The sequence below is a fragment of the Parvularcula bermudensis HTCC2503 genome (assembly GCF_000152825.2).
GTDB lineage: Bacteria > Pseudomonadota > Alphaproteobacteria > Caulobacterales > Parvularculaceae > Parvularcula > Parvularcula bermudensis.
Genome location: NC_014414.1, coordinates 1565303 through 1579613, shown reverse-complemented (window position 1 = coordinate 1579613; position 14311 = coordinate 1565303). Strand labels below are relative to the sequence as shown.

Annotated in this window: 18 protein-coding genes; 2 read left to right on the top strand and 16 right to left on the bottom strand. The window is 59.9% G+C overall.

The features are described 5' to 3' along the window. Positions 1 to 138: 138 nt before the first annotated feature. The 12 genes from PB2503_RS07465 to PB2503_RS07405 all read right to left on the bottom strand — a co-directional run bounded on the left by PB2503_RS07465 (position 139) and on the right by PB2503_RS07405 (position 9295). Positions 139 to 1206 (bottom strand): EscU/YscU/HrcU family type III secretion system export apparatus switch protein, encoded by a 1068-nt coding sequence (locus PB2503_RS07465; protein ID WP_013300625.1) that lies wholly within the window; start codon positions 1204 to 1206, stop codon positions 139 to 141. 3 nt (positions 1207 to 1209) lie between these two features. Continuing rightward, complete coding sequence (locus PB2503_RS07460; RefSeq protein WP_013300624.1) at positions 1210 to 1980, bottom strand: flagellar biosynthetic protein FliR; 771 nt, start codon at positions 1978 to 1980, stop codon at positions 1210 to 1212. Between the two features lie 2 nt (positions 1981 to 1982). Next, positions 1983 to 4094, bottom strand: coding sequence for a flagellar biosynthesis protein FlhA (locus PB2503_RS07455; RefSeq protein ID WP_013300623.1), 2112 nt, complete (start codon positions 4092 to 4094; stop codon positions 1983 to 1985). 92 nt (positions 4095 to 4186) lie between these two features. After that, positions 4187 to 4450 (bottom strand): flagellar biosynthetic protein FliQ, encoded by a 264-nt coding sequence (locus tag PB2503_RS07450; RefSeq protein ID WP_013300622.1) that lies wholly within the window; start codon positions 4448 to 4450, stop codon positions 4187 to 4189. Positions 4451 to 4454: 4 nt separating this feature from the next. Further along, positions 4455 to 4745, bottom strand: coding sequence for a flagellar hook-basal body complex protein FliE (fliE, locus tag PB2503_RS07445; RefSeq protein ID WP_013300621.1), 291 nt, complete (start codon positions 4743 to 4745; stop codon positions 4455 to 4457). A 2-nt stretch (positions 4746 to 4747) separates the two neighbouring features. Then, a complete protein-coding gene (locus PB2503_RS07440) occupies positions 4748 to 5131 on the bottom strand; it encodes a flagellar basal body rod protein FlgC (protein WP_013300620.1) in 384 nt (127 codons plus the stop codon). Next, positions 5131 to 5463 carry a hypothetical protein gene (locus PB2503_RS07435; protein ID WP_013300619.1) on the bottom strand — a complete coding sequence of 111 codons (333 nt, stop codon included), beginning with the start codon at positions 5461 to 5463 and terminating at the stop codon, positions 5131 to 5133. Before PB2503_RS07435 ends, PB2503_RS07440 begins: the two co-directional genes overlap by 1 nt. A gap of 59 nt (positions 5464 to 5522) precedes the next feature. Continuing rightward, the gene (locus PB2503_RS07430) at positions 5523 to 5978 is read right to left on the bottom strand and encodes a flagellar biosynthesis repressor FlbT (RefSeq protein WP_013300618.1); all 456 of its coding nucleotides are present in this window, start codon (positions 5976 to 5978) and stop codon (positions 5523 to 5525) included. A gap of 17 nt (positions 5979 to 5995) precedes the next feature. Then, positions 5996 to 6379, bottom strand: a complete 384-nt coding sequence (flaF, locus tag PB2503_RS07425; RefSeq protein ID WP_013300617.1) for a flagellar biosynthesis regulator FlaF — start codon at positions 6377 to 6379, stop codon at positions 5996 to 5998. Positions 6380 to 6456: 77 nt separating this feature from the next. Further along, positions 6457 to 8502, bottom strand: a complete 2046-nt coding sequence (locus PB2503_RS13960) for a flagellin (protein WP_013300616.1) — start codon at positions 8500 to 8502, stop codon at positions 6457 to 6459. A gap of 128 nt (positions 8503 to 8630) precedes the next feature. Further along, positions 8631 to 8963 carry a hypothetical protein gene (locus tag PB2503_RS07410; protein ID WP_013300615.1) on the bottom strand — a complete coding sequence of 111 codons (333 nt, stop codon included), beginning with the start codon at positions 8961 to 8963 and terminating at the stop codon, positions 8631 to 8633. Continuing rightward, on the bottom strand, positions 8960 to 9295 hold the full coding sequence (locus PB2503_RS07405) for a flagellar protein FlgJ (RefSeq protein WP_013300614.1): 336 nt from the start codon (positions 9293 to 9295) through the stop codon (positions 8960 to 8962). Before PB2503_RS07405 ends, PB2503_RS07410 begins: the two co-directional genes overlap by 4 nt. 107 nt (positions 9296 to 9402) lie before the next feature. On the opposite strand from PB2503_RS07405, the gene PB2503_RS07400 reads away from it, so the two are divergent. Together PB2503_RS07400 and PB2503_RS07395 are read left to right on the top strand one after the other, a co-directional pair. Further along, on the top strand, positions 9403 to 11271 hold the full coding sequence (locus PB2503_RS07400) for a flagellar hook-length control protein FliK (RefSeq protein ID WP_013300613.1): 1869 nt from the start codon (positions 9403 to 9405) through the stop codon (positions 11269 to 11271). A gap of 9 nt (positions 11272 to 11280) precedes the next feature. Continuing rightward, on the top strand, positions 11281 to 11889 hold the full coding sequence (locus tag PB2503_RS07395) for a flagellar hook assembly protein FlgD (RefSeq protein WP_013300612.1): 609 nt from the start codon (positions 11281 to 11283) through the stop codon (positions 11887 to 11889). Positions 11890 to 11988: 99 nt separating this feature from the next. Here the strand turns inward: PB2503_RS07395 and PB2503_RS07390 are convergent, their stop codons facing one another. Genes PB2503_RS07390 through flgG form a run of 4 tightly spaced genes read right to left on the bottom strand, consistent with a single transcriptional unit; the run spans position 11989 to position 14310 of the window. Further along, positions 11989 to 12450, bottom strand: coding sequence for a flagellar basal body-associated FliL family protein (locus PB2503_RS07390; protein WP_148235226.1), 462 nt, complete (start codon positions 12448 to 12450; stop codon positions 11989 to 11991). Positions 12451 to 12455: 5 nt separating this feature from the next. After that, a complete protein-coding gene (locus PB2503_RS07385) occupies positions 12456 to 13151 on the bottom strand; it encodes a flagellar basal body L-ring protein FlgH (RefSeq protein WP_013300610.1) in 696 nt (231 codons plus the stop codon). Continuing rightward, entirely contained in the window at positions 13148 to 13525 is a 378-nt protein-coding gene (gene flgA / locus PB2503_RS13955) for a flagellar basal body P-ring formation chaperone FlgA (RefSeq protein ID WP_013300609.1), read from the bottom strand. The genes PB2503_RS07385 and flgA overlap by 4 nt, the downstream gene beginning before the upstream one ends. Beyond that, positions 13525 to 14310, bottom strand: coding sequence for a flagellar basal-body rod protein FlgG (gene flgG / locus PB2503_RS07375; protein ID WP_041534942.1), 786 nt, complete (start codon positions 14308 to 14310; stop codon positions 13525 to 13527). The genes flgA and flgG overlap by 1 nt, the downstream gene beginning before the upstream one ends. Between the last annotated feature and the right edge of the window lies 1 nt (position 14311).

Sequence of the window (14311 nt, the reverse complement as noted above, 5' to 3'; positions counted from 1 at the left end):
AGGCCCTAAGGTCGCATATCGGACCGGTGGGGACCAAGGGGTAGTCGCTCCGCCGACGGGGAACAAGTCCGCGTGCCCACCCCCCTTTCAGGGGGGCCAGCCTTGCGGGGCGTCTTGCAGGGGGGGCTTGCTGGGGCGTTAGTGCCGTTTCGCCCGTAGCTTGTCCGCAAAGCGGATGGCCGCGGCGACAGCCTCATAATGCTCGTACCGGATTTCCTCCCCAACCTCCACGACGGCGTAAAGCGACCTGGCGGTCTGTACATCGCGATAAAGCGGCACCCCCGCCTCATCGGCAATATTGCGGATGCGGAGAGCGATGGCATCGACCCCTTTGGCGATGCAGCGCGGCACCTCACCGCGATGCCGATTCCACTGCAAGGCCACAGCATAGTGTTCTGGGTTGACGACCACGACATCCGCGTCCGGGACGTCGAGAAGCTGGCGGTTCTGAGCGATCTCTCTCGCCCGTTTTTGCCGCTCGCTGCGCTGTGCCGGGTCCCCCTCGGTGCTCTTGGTCTCGTCCTTCAACTCCTGACGGCTCATCTTCAGCCGCTCGCGATATTGTGACCATTTGATCGGCAGATCGATACCTGCGGCGATCGCCGCGAGGATCACCCCGGTGATCACCATGATCCGCGCCAAACCGGCCAGTTCCTCGGCCAAAAGGCCGGGCGGTGCCCCCACAGAGGCGGTCAGCCGTCCCGTCTGGGCCAGTCCGATCACCATGCCCACCACCATGACGATGGTGATCTTGACCGTATTTCGAACGAAGTCGGTGAGGGCTGCCTTCCCAAACTTCTGCTTGGCATTTTTTACAGGGTTGAGCTTATTGAGATCGGGTTTGATCTTATTGGGCGCAAAGACGAGAGCCTGCTGCGCGATCAGCCCTGCAATGACCAGGGCGATCGGCGCGGCCATCAGCGCAAAGAAAAAGAGCGCGCTGCTGCCAAATCCCTCAAGGGGATCGGCATCGCTCATCAGGCGGGCGCTCGCCTCGAACGGTCGCGCCATAAATACGTTAAGCGATGTCGCCATGTTCATGGCGAGGGCGGAGACGAAGCCCAACAGGGCCACGAGAATCCCCAAATAGCGCGCAAAAACGAGGACTTCCGGCGACTGGGCAACGTCGCCCTTCTGACGCGCCTGCTTAATTCGTTCAGGTGTCGCCTCATGCGACTTTTCGGCTTCGTCCTGATTCTCCGCCATGCCTTACCAGAACCCCATAAAGCCGGTTTCGGTCCGGGCAAGCCAAACAAGCAGGATCATCGGCATGGCAACGGCGAGCAATAGGAGCGCCGCAAGAACGTTCGCAGGAACCCCAATGAAGGTGACCATCATTTGCGGCATCGCCTGGTTCATCATGCCAAGGACGATATTGTAAAGAAAGTTGACCAGGAGAAAGGGGAGCGAAAGGGAAACCCCGAGGGCAAAAGCGGCCATCGCCCGATGGGTCGCCCATTCCGCAAGCACATCCGTCCGCGGCAATTCTCCCAGCGGGAACAGCTCGTAGCTCTCGGCAATCAAGCCAACAGCCCTGACGTGAAACTCCATCGTCATGAACAAAGTCGCCCCAGCCATGGTCAGCAACAAGCCGACGGATGGATTGGGCTCGGTATTCAGCCCCGCCCCGAACAACTGCGACAGCGAAGCGGATTGTGCGACAATGGTGCCGGCAATACTCAGTGCCCAGATAAAAATACGGAACCCATAGCCAAGGGCGGCGCCGATCACCACCTCAAAGACGATCAGCACGAGGGGGTCGCTGATCGCCAGAGCGGGCAACGGGCGGTCCAGGATCACCGGCAAAATCGTGCTCGTCATAACGAGCCCCGCCATCAATCGCACTCTGACCGGAATCGCCAATTGACCCAAGCCCGGCAGCAATACCAGCATGGCTGTCAGGCGAGCAAAGATCGCCACGGCGGCGATGATGAAGGCCTGCCCCTCCTCCGGTATCAGTGCGGCGAGTTCGGCGAACATCGTCAGATGACGGCAAGAATGGCGGGACGGGCCCCCGATCCGATCTCCTCAAAGGCGATGACCGGGTTCTTGATCGCGCGCGCCGAGACCACGTCGCGAACAAACCGCCGCCGCCGTCCCGTAACGGCTATGGCCGCATAGGCCCCCGCCATGGCCGCCTTGTTGAGGGCCTCCTGCACATCGTCGCCGAGGCGCTTATACTCATCCGCACTCAACGCCCCGGTGCCGCCATTATCTGGATCGGGGCGAAGACGGTCGGCGAGAAGCTTGTCCCAGGTCTGGCCGAGTTGCACGACAGGCAGGGTGCCGTCGGGAGATTTGTACTCTTCGATGAACTGGAAGGCGAGTTGTCGCCGAACCGCCTCGATCAGATCGTCGATATTCGGGCACCGCGGCTGGTGCTCGACGATGGCTTCAAGGAGGAGCGGCACATTTCGGACGCTGATCTTCTCGGCCAGCAATCCACGCATCACCCATTGCAAGGTATCGTAGGTCACCTTCTCGGGCAAAAATTCGTCGAGGAGCTTTTTGTTCGACTCGGCCCTGACGGGGTCGGACAGATTGGTGAGGGCATCGAGCGCCTCTCGCAGGGCCCGGCGGGACATCAGCCGCTCGAAATTATTCTGCACCGACTCCAGAAGGTGGGTGGCGAGGATTTCCACCGGCTCGATCACGGTAATACCGCGATCCGCCATTTCCTGCGCCCAATGGGGGGTCACCCACCTGGCCTCGGCCTTATAGACCGGCTCCGTTGCATCGACCCCAGGGATATCGCGATAGTCTGCATGCTTCACAAGGGCGAGGCTATGGTCGATCATCAAGGTCGCCTCCCCCACCTTTGTCCCCTGGAGACTGATACGATAGGCCCCCGATCCAAGGGCGGCGTCGGTGACCCTGACCGGCGGCATCACGAAGCCATAGCGGCTGACGATAAAGGTCCGAAGCTTTTCGATCCGCTTGTCGAAGCTTTCCTGGGAGCCGCTGAGGATCGAGGAGAGGCCGCGATCCAGCTCAACATGGATTTCGTCGAGATCGAGACTGTCCCCAAGCGTCGCCGGTGCCGGCAGGGCGTCAAGGTCGGTCGCCTTCTCCTCTTCGAGAGCCAACGCATCTCGCCTGGCCGTTGCCTGCAGGCCGCGCCATCCGAGATAGCCAAACGCTCCCGCCCCCAGCATGAACGGCAAGAACGGCAAGCCGGGCAGCAGCGCAAAGACCGTGAGGAGCATCGCCACGGTGAGCAGGGCATAGGGACTGCCGGTCATCTGACCGAACAGCGCCACGTCCACCGAGCCTTTCCCCTGCCCCTTGGACAAAAGAAGCGCAGCAGCGACCGAGATGATCACGGCTGGAATTTGGCTGACGAGGCCATCACCGACGGTGAGGACGGAATAATTCTGCACGGCTTCGCCGAGGGAAACATCGTGCACCCCCATCCCAATGGCGATCCCGGCCACCAAGTTCAAAAGGGTGATGAGGAGACCCGCGACCGCGTCCCCTTTCACGAATTTCGACACCCCGTCGAGGGAACCGAGGAATGCGGTCTCTTCTTGCTGTAGCTCCCGCAGGCGGCGCGCTTCTTCGTGGGTAATGGCCCCGGCGGCGACATCCGCGTCGATCGCCAATTGTCGGCCAGGCATGGCATCGAGGGCGAAGCGCGCCCCGACTTCGGCCATCCGCCCCGCCCCTTTGGTAATGACGAGGAAATTGACGATGATGAGAACGGTGAAAATGATCAATCCCATGATCAAATTGCCGTTCATGATGAACATGGCAAAGCCTTCGATCACGTTCCCGGCCGCACCGGTGCCAGTGTGTCCCTCGCCAATAATCAATTTCGTCGATGAGATATTAAGGCTGAGCCGCAGCAAGAGCGACATCAGCAAGACGCTCGGAAAGGCGGAGAAATCGAGGGGTTTTTCGATGAAGAGGGTGATCGTGAAAATCAAAATCGCAAAAGCGAAGGAAGCCGTGAGCCCGATATCGAGCACGATCGGCGGCACGGGGAGGATCATCATGACAATGATGACCATCAACCCCATCGCCAGCAACACGGCCGGCTCCCGCAGGATCGACATCGCATCGATCCGCGTCGGCGTGGCGACAGCTTCCGACATAGGAACCTCCCTCACGGGAGCGAATCATACCCTTCAGGTGATGACGCCTCTCCCTAAAATCTGACCCCGCACTCCCCCAAGACCGGTGTCGTCTACCCAATCAATGGCAGGATTCGGTCCTCGAATAACCGCAAACAAAGGCCGACCATGAAACTCGACGTCAACGCAAAGACCAACAGCATCGCCGCCACCTTGGGCACGAAGGTCAAGGTCAGCTCCTGAACCGAGGTTAGTGCCTGTAGAAGGCCGACGATGAGACCGGCCACGAGGGCAGCAATCAACAACGGCGCCGACATTAGCGCCGCCGTCATCACGGCCTCTCGGGTCAGGTCGATAATCTGTGCATCCGTCAGCATACGCTTAGACCGGCATACGGAGAATTTCCTGATAGGCTTCCACCACCCGATCCCGGATGGTCACGGCCGCCTGAAGGGCGACTTCTGCCTCTGCCATCGCCTCGACCACAGCGTGGGCACTGCCCTCCCCCGCGGCCATTTGCTGGACCGATTGGTCGGCCTTGTCGAAGACCTTGGTGAAAGCCTCACCTGCGGCCTTGAGGTTCTCCGCCAAATCTCCGCCAGGGGCGGGTTTTGCGCCCAGGACCTGACCGTAGCCGGTGGCGGCGCCGAGCGCCGAGAGTTCTGCTGCCATTTTTAGCTCCGTCTCATGAGGGAAATCAGCCCGGCATACATTTCGCGGGCTTGGCGAAAGGCTTCGATATTCGCGTCGAAACTGCGCTTGGCTTCACGGGCGTCGGACAGTTCGGTCAGCATGTCGACATTGCTCATTTCGACAAATCCGTCCGCGTCCGCCAAGGGATGGCCCGGATCATGGACCTTCCGCGCCTCGTCAGACGACAGGATCATTCGCGACACGCGAACCGCCTGCTCATTCCCCGTGGAGAAGGTCAGCATCTTGCGCTGATAACCAGGGGTGTCGATGTTGGAGAGGTTTTCGTTGACGGTCCGCATACGAAAGCTCTGGGCGTTCATGCCGTCACCGGCGATGCGGAGCGATGTCAGAAGGGGATCGGCCATTATCGAGCCCCCATCGCGGTCTTGTAGAGAGCCAAAGTCTGCTCCCACAATCCCAGCGCCATCTCGTGCTCGCCGCGTGTCGAGGCCATCTCTTCGAGTTGGGTTTCCAACGAGACGGAATTGCCGTTCGGATTGGGCACGGCGCGGCTATCCACCCGCGCCTCCGCTCGCTCTCGCCCCTTCACGACATCCGCAAAGGAAGGCATCGCCATCTGGCGATAGCCGGGGGTATTGAGATGAGCAAGGTTTTGGGAAACCACGGATTGGCGAGACGCGGCGTGCTGCGCCATCGCCTTTGCCATTTCGAGAATGGCGTTATTCGTACCGATCATGAGTCACCGCTCGTCATTAACGATACGGTGACTATTGTAACTATTCCCTTGCCAAAGGGTTAACGACCTGCGGCGACCCGGCGATCCTCGACTAGGTCACCACCATTGGTTGCCGGCGAGGCGTAAACCTTGAGGAGCTCCGCTTCGATCGGGAATAGCCCCTTCAACGCGATCAAGACCCGGTGATATCGTCCGCACTCGGCCGCCTCGATAGCGTTATCGATCGCTTCGCGGTGAACCGTCTTGGCAAAAATCGCGGAGAGTTGATCGAGACGGGAGAGTAATTCCGCCTTCCCATCGAACTCCCTCACCTCACAAGCGAGGATCAATTGCGCAACGTGGTAGGCCCGCGTAATCGGGGTCTTCACATCGTCGGGGTGAAGGGCATCGGATACCCGGAGAACGAAAACACCTTCGGTGATTCGAATAGATGTCCGGCGCGGTCCGTTCTCGATTAAATTCCCTCCAATGAGGAATTTTTCCTTCGGCTTCAGAGTCAGTGTAATTCCACCCATGACGACCTCCTGTCGTGTTACGCCGCTTCGGCGTTGTTTTGGGCTTGGGCTTTCAGGCCGGCGGCAATTTGCCGGTTAATGGAGATAAGAACCTCTGGTTCAGCCTGACGGCAGACCACCTTGCGGCTATGTACCAAAGAGAATTGACCGAGCTTCAGTAGTCCAACTTTCAGCGTCTGATCGATTTTGTTCTCCTCTTGGAGCAAGTCGACAATCAGGGCCGTCCACATTTCCATATTTCTGTGGACCGCGGTGACAAGCTCTCGAAAACCTTCTGGGGTCGAGGGATCTGCATTTGCCATTTCGGCGGCGATCTTCGTGAGGAGCTGGATCTCGACCTCACGGCCCGAGGCGGTGCTCTTTCGGACTTGTGCGTAGCCGTGTTCGGCGGACGACTGCATAGGGGCTCAACTTTTCTGCTGGACGTTCGGCTTAGGGGTGAAGGGCGGCGCGCTGCGCCGCCCTTCGATCGTGTGGCTTACTGGAACAGCGCCAGCAGGGCCTGCGGCGAGGCGTTCGCAATGGCGAGCGCCTGGAGGCCGAGCTGCTGCTGCACCTGCAGGGCCTGCAAGTCGGCCGCCGCGGCGGTGAGGTCGGCATCGGTCAAGGCCGAAACCCCAGCTTCCAGCGAGCTGATGAGATCCGTGAGGAAGTTCATCTGGATGTCGACCCGACGCGCCGCCGACCCGAAGGCAGAGGCCGCCGCCGTGGCGGTATTGATCATGTCGTCAATATCGCCGAGGGCTTCAGAAGCGCCCGCTGCCGTCCGAACGTCGAGGTTGGCCAGGAACTCAAGGCCGCCGCCGGCGGCCCCGGAGGTCACATCGTACTCGAAGTTCACCGCGCTCGTCGAATTGTTGGTGATGACGAGCTTCCGGCCGCTGAAGGTGACGTCGATATCGGCATTGATACCGGTCGCCCGGGTGGCCAGTTCTTCCAGAACATCGGAGACGGTGTCCGTGGACTTCGCGCGATACTCGATGGTGTTCGAGCTGCTCGACGAGTCACCGATGGTGATCTGGTAGAGGTTGCCCGCCCCGGCCAACGCCGTGGTCAGACCTTCGAACGAGTACTCGCTCACCGCACCCACGCGGGTGTCGGCATCCTGGATAACCTTGGAACCGGTCTCGATTTCACCGTCGATGCCCGTGGTCACCTGCTCGTAGACGAGATATTCGTCACTGTTCGACGCCGCGAATTCGAGACTGTTGGTGTTCCCCGTGTCGGTGATCGTCACGGTCCCGTCTTCGTTGTTGGTCGCCGTCGCGCCGGCCAGGTCATCAGCAGCAAGGTCACCATCGGTGCTGAGCTGGTTGAAGGCCGCCGTGAAGGCCTCGGCTTGGGCTTCCTTGGTCACAACACCAGAAGAGTTGGCTTTCACCGCGAACTGGATTGTGGAGTCGGTTGTGTTGCCGTCGTCACCAACATTGTAGGTGAAGACCACGACATCGCCGGCACTCACACCCGTGGTCACGTCGGCGAAGGTCAGACCTTCGTCACCGGTGCCAAGGTCAGTACCACCCGTCAGGGTCGTACCCGCATCGCGCGCCGTGCCACTGTTATTGTCAGAGGCAGAGTAGGTGTAGACCTGCGCGCTGACATCGGCGCCGGAGCTGTTCGTCAGACGACCAACAATGCCCTGCTCGGCGTCATAGCCGGAGGTCGTGGCATCGAATTCAAGATCGGCTTCGCCGTCGATCTTGTCGGTGCCCACGGTGCTCGCATTGAGCGCGCCTTTGGCCGCGGCTTCAAGCGCAGTGGCGATGCCGGACACCGAGGTCCCGGACGCCGCTGTGTTGGTCCAGAACGAGCGTGCGCCGCCGTCGAGTTCGACGAAGTAACGCAGGTCGTCCGCCACACCGGTGGTCAGGCGAAGATCGAGCGTACCGTCGCCCCCTGCACGGAGGGAATCGGTGACGTTGCTGGCACCGGTAAAGCCGCTCTCATCAACGCGGCGACCGGCAACGACCGTCGACGCGGTCCCGGCAGTGATGGAGCCACCGGACGTCCCTTGGGTATCCGTCAGGTCTTGACCGTTGATGGTGATCCGGGTCGGAGCCACGTTACCGGTGCTGGACCGGTTCAGCGACGCCAGGATGTCCACCGTCCCCTGCGAATTGTTGAGCAGGTTCAGGCCGTTGAACTGGGCCGAATTAACCGTTGAGGTGATCTGGTTACGAAGGGCGTCAATGTCCGACTGGATTTTATTCCGGTCGACGTTTTCTTCCTGCGCGGAAACGATCAGCGCCTTCATGTCCTGAAGAAGATCGACGACGGTTTCGGAGGCGGAACTCGCCACCCCAACAGTCGACGCCCCAAGATTGAGACTGTCCGTAATCGACTTAAAGGAAGAGACGTCCGCTTGCATAATGGTCGAAATCGACCAAATGGCAGCGTTGTCCTTGGCGCTGTTAATCCGCTTACCCGTCGAGACGAGCTGTTGCGTTGTTTCCAACATTCTGTTGGTTTCTTGGAGAGAACGCAGCGCGACGCTGGCACTGGCGTTGAAGTTGATGCTCGACATCTGAATTGCCTTTCAATTCAAGTGGCGAGTCCGTCTTCCTGACGGTATCGGGTCGACCCGACGCAACGGCTTGAAAACGTTGCCTCGACTAGTCTCGTACCCTCATAAACCATAATGCAGGCTTAATACTAAACGCGTCGGGAGAGATTAGTCGTCGATCGCACGTCGAGCGGTTCCCCATCTGGGTCATAGGCGACCGAGACCGCCTCTCGGCCTAGTCGCTCAAGTCGTAACCGCAAATCGCGTGCCGCTCTGGCGATGATTTCGAGATCCCTGGCATTTCTTTCCGCCAAGTCTTTCACCTCCCTCACAAGGGAAGGATCGCCCGAATCGACAGGGCTCAACGCCTCAAGGAGGTCTCGTTTCTCCTGGGCAATTGACTCAAGATCACCAAAACGGCGTTCGCGGATAACCACCCGCTCACGGCGCAACAGATCCGCAAGTTGATCGACCGAACTCATAGGGAAGTGGAGACCGTAGGCTCTTCTTTCGCGCGGAGGGCCGTATAGAAACGGTCAGCGAGGCCGAACCCGCCCGCCTCCACCAAATCCCCCGCCACGCGCTCGATCACGAAGGAAGAAAAACTGTCCGTTGCCGTCCCTTCGTCCGCCGCGAGGGCCTCGTCCAATCCGGCATGTTTCAGCATCTCCGCGACGAAGACAGCCTCGAAGGACTTCGCTGTTTCCCGCAACCGCGCCTCACGATCAGAAACTGTCTCCTCGCCGAGACGATCGGACGCCGTCGCCGCCGCGCCGAGGGCCGGAAGGGGGAATGCGGACGGGAGCGAAACCATAATATGTCCTATTTTAAGATGTAATCTCTGTATCGGACACCTCCGTAAAGTAATCGTAAACCTTCCTAGTCGAAATCTAACCGACGCATTTAGAGAGCGACTAGTCTATGGCCGATCTTGCTCTTTTGTCCCTCGCCCCGGAGAAAGCGGCGACGGGTCGGAACACCGCCCCCCTTTCCTCCTCCAAAGAGAGCGCGAGCCCCACAAAGGACGGCGCCACGTTTTTCAATTTGGTCGCCGAGTCGGCGCAGGCGCGGGACGATGCGGCCCCTGCCCAAGCGGAGAGCGGGACGGGACGGCGCGATGGCCAAGCGGATATGGCGGCCTCCCCCCTCATGACAGCATTGCCGGGGGATCAGTCCTCGCCCGCCGCCGCCTCGTCTTCAGAGGGGCGCAGCCTTGTTCAATCGCCTAACGACACGACCGTGGCGGGCGTTCTGCGGGCGGACGCTCTTGTCGGTCGTGTCTCCACCGGGACGACATCCTTTGGCGTTTCGGCGTCGGGCACCGGGATTGAAGCCGATGGCACCACCGCCAAGGGAACGGGGGAGACGGCGCTCAGCACGGATGCCGCGGCGAAGGGCAATACGGCAAAGGGGAATACGATTCCCCCAGCGCTGCTGGCTGAACTGACGGCCGCTTCAGGCCGCGATCCTTCGCTCTCACAGGATCGTCCGTTCCCCCCTTCAAAGGGACAGGGCGCATCGACGCTTGAGGCAACGCCCAATGGACTAGCCCAGGTACGGTCTGCCTTGCCGACGCTGCCCCTTTCTGACGCCAAAGGGTCAACGGGGACGCAATCGCCGACAGGCCTGCCCGCCGACGCTGTCCCTGACTATAAGGTCACGATCGTCAACCGTCAGACCCCCACATCCCTCCCCACAACGACCCTTCCCCCATCGGATCTTGCCCTTAACCTGACCGCGCAAGGTCGCGCAGCCCTCGAGACGAAAGGCGTTGTCGACGCCCCTCAATCCCCAGGCAACGCGCCCCTGGCGACGGCCACCGCCTCGGCCCTGACGACGAACAAGGCGGCACCGGTTGTGTCCCCGCATGGCCAAAAAGCGATCGACCAAGCGGTGGGAACTGTCGATCCCGACCCAACGGCCCTTCCCCCAAAAGCGTCGGATGGCGCCCTCCCGCGCTCGAGCGTCCTGCTCGCCGATACCGGAAATGCCCCGCGTTCGGCCAATTCCCTCTCTATGCCGACCGCTCAAGGGGATACGCCCGAACTTTCAGCCCCCGCCAAGAGCTTGTCGACGGACGGTCAGGGCCCAAGCCGGGAAAATATCGCCTCTTCGGGGGATCGCCCCTCCATGGCGGACAGTCTTGTTGACAAGATCGTCGCCAAGCGTACCGCCACTGAGACGCGCCCCGGTGTGATGCCGACCGTCTCGGAAAGCGCGTTTGTCAGCGGATCAAATGTCACACATTCAGCAGGTACGTCCTCAGCCCCCCTCACCGGGGGGACCCCCGCCGCCTTTGCGGGGTTAAGCCTCCCCGCCGCCTCTCCCATGAGCCAGGCTGTCTTTACCGGCGCGGCCATGCCGGCCCCTCTTGCCGCGCAGGGTCCCGTTGCAGCTCAACAGGTGGCCGAGGCCATGCGGAATATCCGCACCGAGAACCATATCTCCGTACGCCTTGATCCGCCCGAACTCGGCCGGGTTGAAATCGACCTCAATTTCGATGGACAGAAACTTATCTCGGCCGTTCTGAGTGCCGACGAGGCGAATACGTCCCATCTATTGAAGAAACACCTTGATACCCTTCAGCGGGAATTGGCGAGTGCCGGCTTCGAGAATGTCGCCGTCGATATCGCCGATAGGGGCAGTCAGCAAACGCTCTCACAACAAGCGCAATTCTCTTCGACTCTCCCTAGTTACGGCGCCATAGCTGATAGCGGCTCACTGCCGGAGGCCCCCTCCCCGCTCCGCCCACAAATACTAACGATAGACCGAATCGACCTGCGACTCTGAGAGGTTCCCATGGAAATTTCCCCCACATCCGCCCAATCGGCCGCATCCGCCGCCAATCAAAAGGCTACGCAGTCTCTCGCAACGGACCTCGATGCCTTTTTGAATCTGCTCACCGCCCAGATGAAAAATCAGGATCCCTTTGCCCCGATCGATTCGACGCAGTTCGTCGAACAATTGGCGACATTTTCCAGTCTCGAGCAGCAGGTTCAAACGAACAAATATCTTGAGACCATGATGGGTCTGCTGCAATCGACCTTAGGCGGACAACAAACCGACGTGATCGGGGCGCAGATCGGCGCCTCTGAGATCACCATCTCCGGCGCGTTTGATCCTCTCCCCATCGTCAGTGGGTCGGATGCGGAAGGCGCCCTTGTGGTGCGCAATGCCCAAGGCGACGTCGTTTTCCGAGGGCCCAGAGCCGATGAATGGTCATGGAACGGCCAAACCAATGAGGGCACCCTTGCCGCCCCCGGCACCTATAGCTTTGAGATTGAGACGGACTCGACGGTTCTCGATGCTCGCGCTCTTGGAACCGTCGATCGGGTGATTACCGATACCAATGGGCAAGTCGTCGGCATAGGACCGACCATCACGACGGATACCTACAAGGTCATCTGACAACACCGAATTCCCCTATAAGACAAAAGGTCGGGAGCGAACGCACCCGGCCTTTTTCCTTTTGGAGAACATAGTGCTCGACGGATCAAAGGGAGGGGATCAATTCTCCTGCCGATTGAAATCGACAATCAGGACTTCCTCGACCGACTCGTCGATGAGCGACCGTGATGCCGTGAGCAAGCGGCCCTGGATCTCTTCATAGGTTTCCGTGTCGGTGATATCCCCACCGAGATACCCCTCATTCGCGAGAGCGAACAATGTGCGCATCATGGCATCGCGGAGGCGAGGCTCTTTTGTGCGGACATATTCAATCTCTGTGTTCGGCATTTCCAGCGTCAATCGTAGGACCGCCAAAGCACGAACCGTCCTGTCCTCCACAATCGGAACGAGGAAGGGACGCTGAAAGGCAAAATACCCAAGCTCTTCCTCAGTATGAGCAACAGCGTGCTCCACTTCTCCGGCGCCGGAGGCTGATTTTCCGCCTCCCCTCATGGTCATCGCGGCAAAGCCCGCTCCGACAACGGCAACGACGACAATCAGCAGTGATATTATCTTAGACATAGCCATCAAAAGGGTACGATGAAGTCCAGAACACGTGATCCCGGCTTCGGATTGGTCGTCCGTGAAATTTGTCCTTGCCCGGTGTAGACGATATCCGCCGCGGCAATCTTATCGTGAGTGATCGTGTTATCCCGAGTGATGTCTTCAGGCCGCACAACACCTTGAAGACGGAGATCCCGGACCTCTTGATTAACCCGGATGCGTTGGCTCCCGACAACGACAAGGTGCCCATTGGGCAGTTGCTCGATAACCTGCGCCGCCAGCCTGAGGGTGATACGCTCCTGCCGCGTAATGCTTCCATCGCCGGCGGCGGTGGCCTGTCTCGTCACCCCCACGGCGGGAGAGAAAGTGGCATCGCCGGGCAGCTGATCCTGAAACTGTTGATCGATCCCGAACAGGGCGTTCACGGAAAAATCTTCCTGGTTCGTCCTGTTTCGGGCCAAAGAGTTCTGGATTTCGGCTTGCTCATCGACGCTGACAATAACTGTCAAAATATCGCCGACATTACGGGCGCGCCGATTGCCGAATAGAGATTGCGGCTCTTGATTCCACAAGGACGCGTTGCGTGGAGCAAGCGCCGGAAGGTCTGCAACGATCGGCTCAGGTGTGGGAATCTCCGCATAGGGAAGCTGATCGTTCGTGGTCGTGCATGCCGAGACTGCAAGAGCTGCGATAAAGAGAGGGAAACTTGATCGCGTCATAGTTCTACCCTCACCTCGCCCGGTCCGGAAATGACCGCCGTAATCGTCCGTCGACTTTCGAGGTTCATGACGAGGATTTCCTCCCCCTCAGCCCCGGCGCCCAATGCCCGTCCCTTGGTTTCGATCCGCATGGGCCCCTTCACCGCGACGATCCGAACGGTCGAGTTGCGGTCCACAAGGTCCGCCTCTTTGGTGTCGGAGAAAGAAATCGTCCGCCCCGGAAAAATCGTCCGTGTCAATTGTCGACCAACCAACCGGTCGACATCGTTCTCGTTCCCGGCCAACCCGGACCCGTCAATGACGGTACCTGCGGGCAGGCGCGCATTGGCGTGAACCTCACCCATCATCAGGAAAAGGAGAGCCGTGAGGATCATTATCTGATCCGCGTCGCCGAGGCGTACATCTCGTCCGCCGCCGTCAGCACTTTGGAATTCAATTCATAGCCCCGCTGAGCTTCGATCAGATCCGCAATCTCGCTGACGACATCGACGCCGGATTCCTCAAGATATCCCTGCCGCAGCAAGCCGAGGCCATCCTGACCCGGCTGACCGTTGATCGGTGTTCCCGACGCGGTCGTCTCACGGTAAAGATTTCCCCCCATCGCCTCCAGGCCCTTGGGATTGACGAACGACGTCAGGGTAATGGTCCCGATGGACTGTCCCTCGACCGCATCATCGAAGAAAGCGAAAACCTCCCCATCCGCACTAATCGTCACCTGACGCGCCTCACGCGGGATCGTGATCCCATCGGCGAGGGCAAACCCGTCACTATTGACCATGAGGCCGTCGGGATCGACCTCGAACTTACCGTCGCGGGAGAAGGCGGGCTCACCATTCGGCAGCGTGATCTCGAAAAAGCCGTTGCCCTCAATCGCGATGTCGAGATCGTTCGTCGTCTGCCGCAGCGCTCCTTGCCGCATATCCATCGACACCGCCTGGGTCTGGACGCCCAAGCCAAGCTGTACCCCAGTGGGAACGATGGTCCCTTGCGTCGAGGAGATCGCACCGGGATTGACATCCTGCCGATAGATCAGGTCCGCAAAAACCGCCGAGCGGGCCGCATAGGCCGTGGTCGACATATTGGCGATGTTATTGGCAATGACATCGACACGGGTTTGCTGCGCCGCCATGCCGGATGCTGCCGTTCTCAGTGCGTCCATA

What these genes read in the sequence shown, in the direction of transcription:
- PB2503_RS07405 (WP_013300614.1), bottom strand. Translation starts at nt 9,295, where the DNA reads ATGGTTTCGCTCCCGTCCGCATTCCCCCTTCCGGCCCTCGGCGCGGCG.
- flgG (WP_041534942.1), bottom strand. Translation starts at nt 14,310, where the DNA reads ATGGACGCACTGAGAACGGCAGCATCCGGCATGGCGGCGCAGCAAACC.
- PB2503_RS07465 (WP_013300625.1), bottom strand. Translation starts at nt 1,206, where the DNA reads ATGGCGGAGAATCAGGACGAAGCCGAAAAGTCGCATGAGGCGACACCT.
- PB2503_RS07435 (WP_013300619.1), bottom strand. Translation starts at nt 5,463, where the DNA reads ATGATCGGTACGAATAACGCCATTCTCGAAATGGCAAAGGCGATGGCG.
- fliE (WP_013300621.1), bottom strand. Translation starts at nt 4,745, where the DNA reads ATGGCAGCAGAACTCTCGGCGCTCGGCGCCGCCACCGGCTACGGTCAG.
- PB2503_RS07450 (WP_013300622.1), bottom strand. Translation starts at nt 4,450, where the DNA reads ATGCTGACGGATGCACAGATTATCGACCTGACCCGAGAGGCCGTGATG.
- PB2503_RS07395 (WP_013300612.1), top strand. Translation starts at nt 11,281, where the DNA reads ATGGAAATTTCCCCCACATCCGCCCAATCGGCCGCATCCGCCGCCAAT.
- flaF (WP_013300617.1), bottom strand. Translation starts at nt 6,379, where the DNA reads ATGCAGTCGTCCGCCGAACACGGCTACGCACAAGTCCGAAAGAGCACC.
- flgA (WP_013300609.1), bottom strand. Translation starts at nt 13,525, where the DNA reads ATGATCCTCACGGCTCTCCTTTTCCTGATGATGGGTGAGGTTCACGCC.
- PB2503_RS07390 (WP_148235226.1), bottom strand. Translation starts at nt 12,450, where the DNA reads ATGTCTAAGATAATATCACTGCTGATTGTCGTCGTTGCCGTTGTCGGA.
- PB2503_RS07385 (WP_013300610.1), bottom strand. Translation starts at nt 13,151, where the DNA reads ATGACGCGATCAAGTTTCCCTCTCTTTATCGCAGCTCTTGCAGTCTCG.
- PB2503_RS07455 (WP_013300623.1), bottom strand. Translation starts at nt 4,094, where the DNA reads ATGTCGGAAGCTGTCGCCACGCCGACGCGGATCGATGCGATGTCGATC.
- PB2503_RS07460 (WP_013300624.1), bottom strand. Translation starts at nt 1,980, where the DNA reads ATGTTCGCCGAACTCGCCGCACTGATACCGGAGGAGGGGCAGGCCTTC.
- PB2503_RS07400 (WP_013300613.1), top strand. Translation starts at nt 9,403, where the DNA reads ATGGCCGATCTTGCTCTTTTGTCCCTCGCCCCGGAGAAAGCGGCGACG.
- PB2503_RS07430 (WP_013300618.1), bottom strand. Translation starts at nt 5,978, where the DNA reads ATGGGTGGAATTACACTGACTCTGAAGCCGAAGGAAAAATTCCTCATT.
- PB2503_RS07440 (WP_013300620.1), bottom strand. Translation starts at nt 5,131, where the DNA reads ATGGCCGATCCCCTTCTGACATCGCTCCGCATCGCCGGTGACGGCATG.
- PB2503_RS13960 (WP_013300616.1), bottom strand. Translation starts at nt 8,502, where the DNA reads ATGTCGAGCATCAACTTCAACGCCAGTGCCAGCGTCGCGCTGCGTTCT.
- PB2503_RS07410 (WP_013300615.1), bottom strand. Translation starts at nt 8,963, where the DNA reads ATGAGTTCGGTCGATCAACTTGCGGATCTGTTGCGCCGTGAGCGGGTG.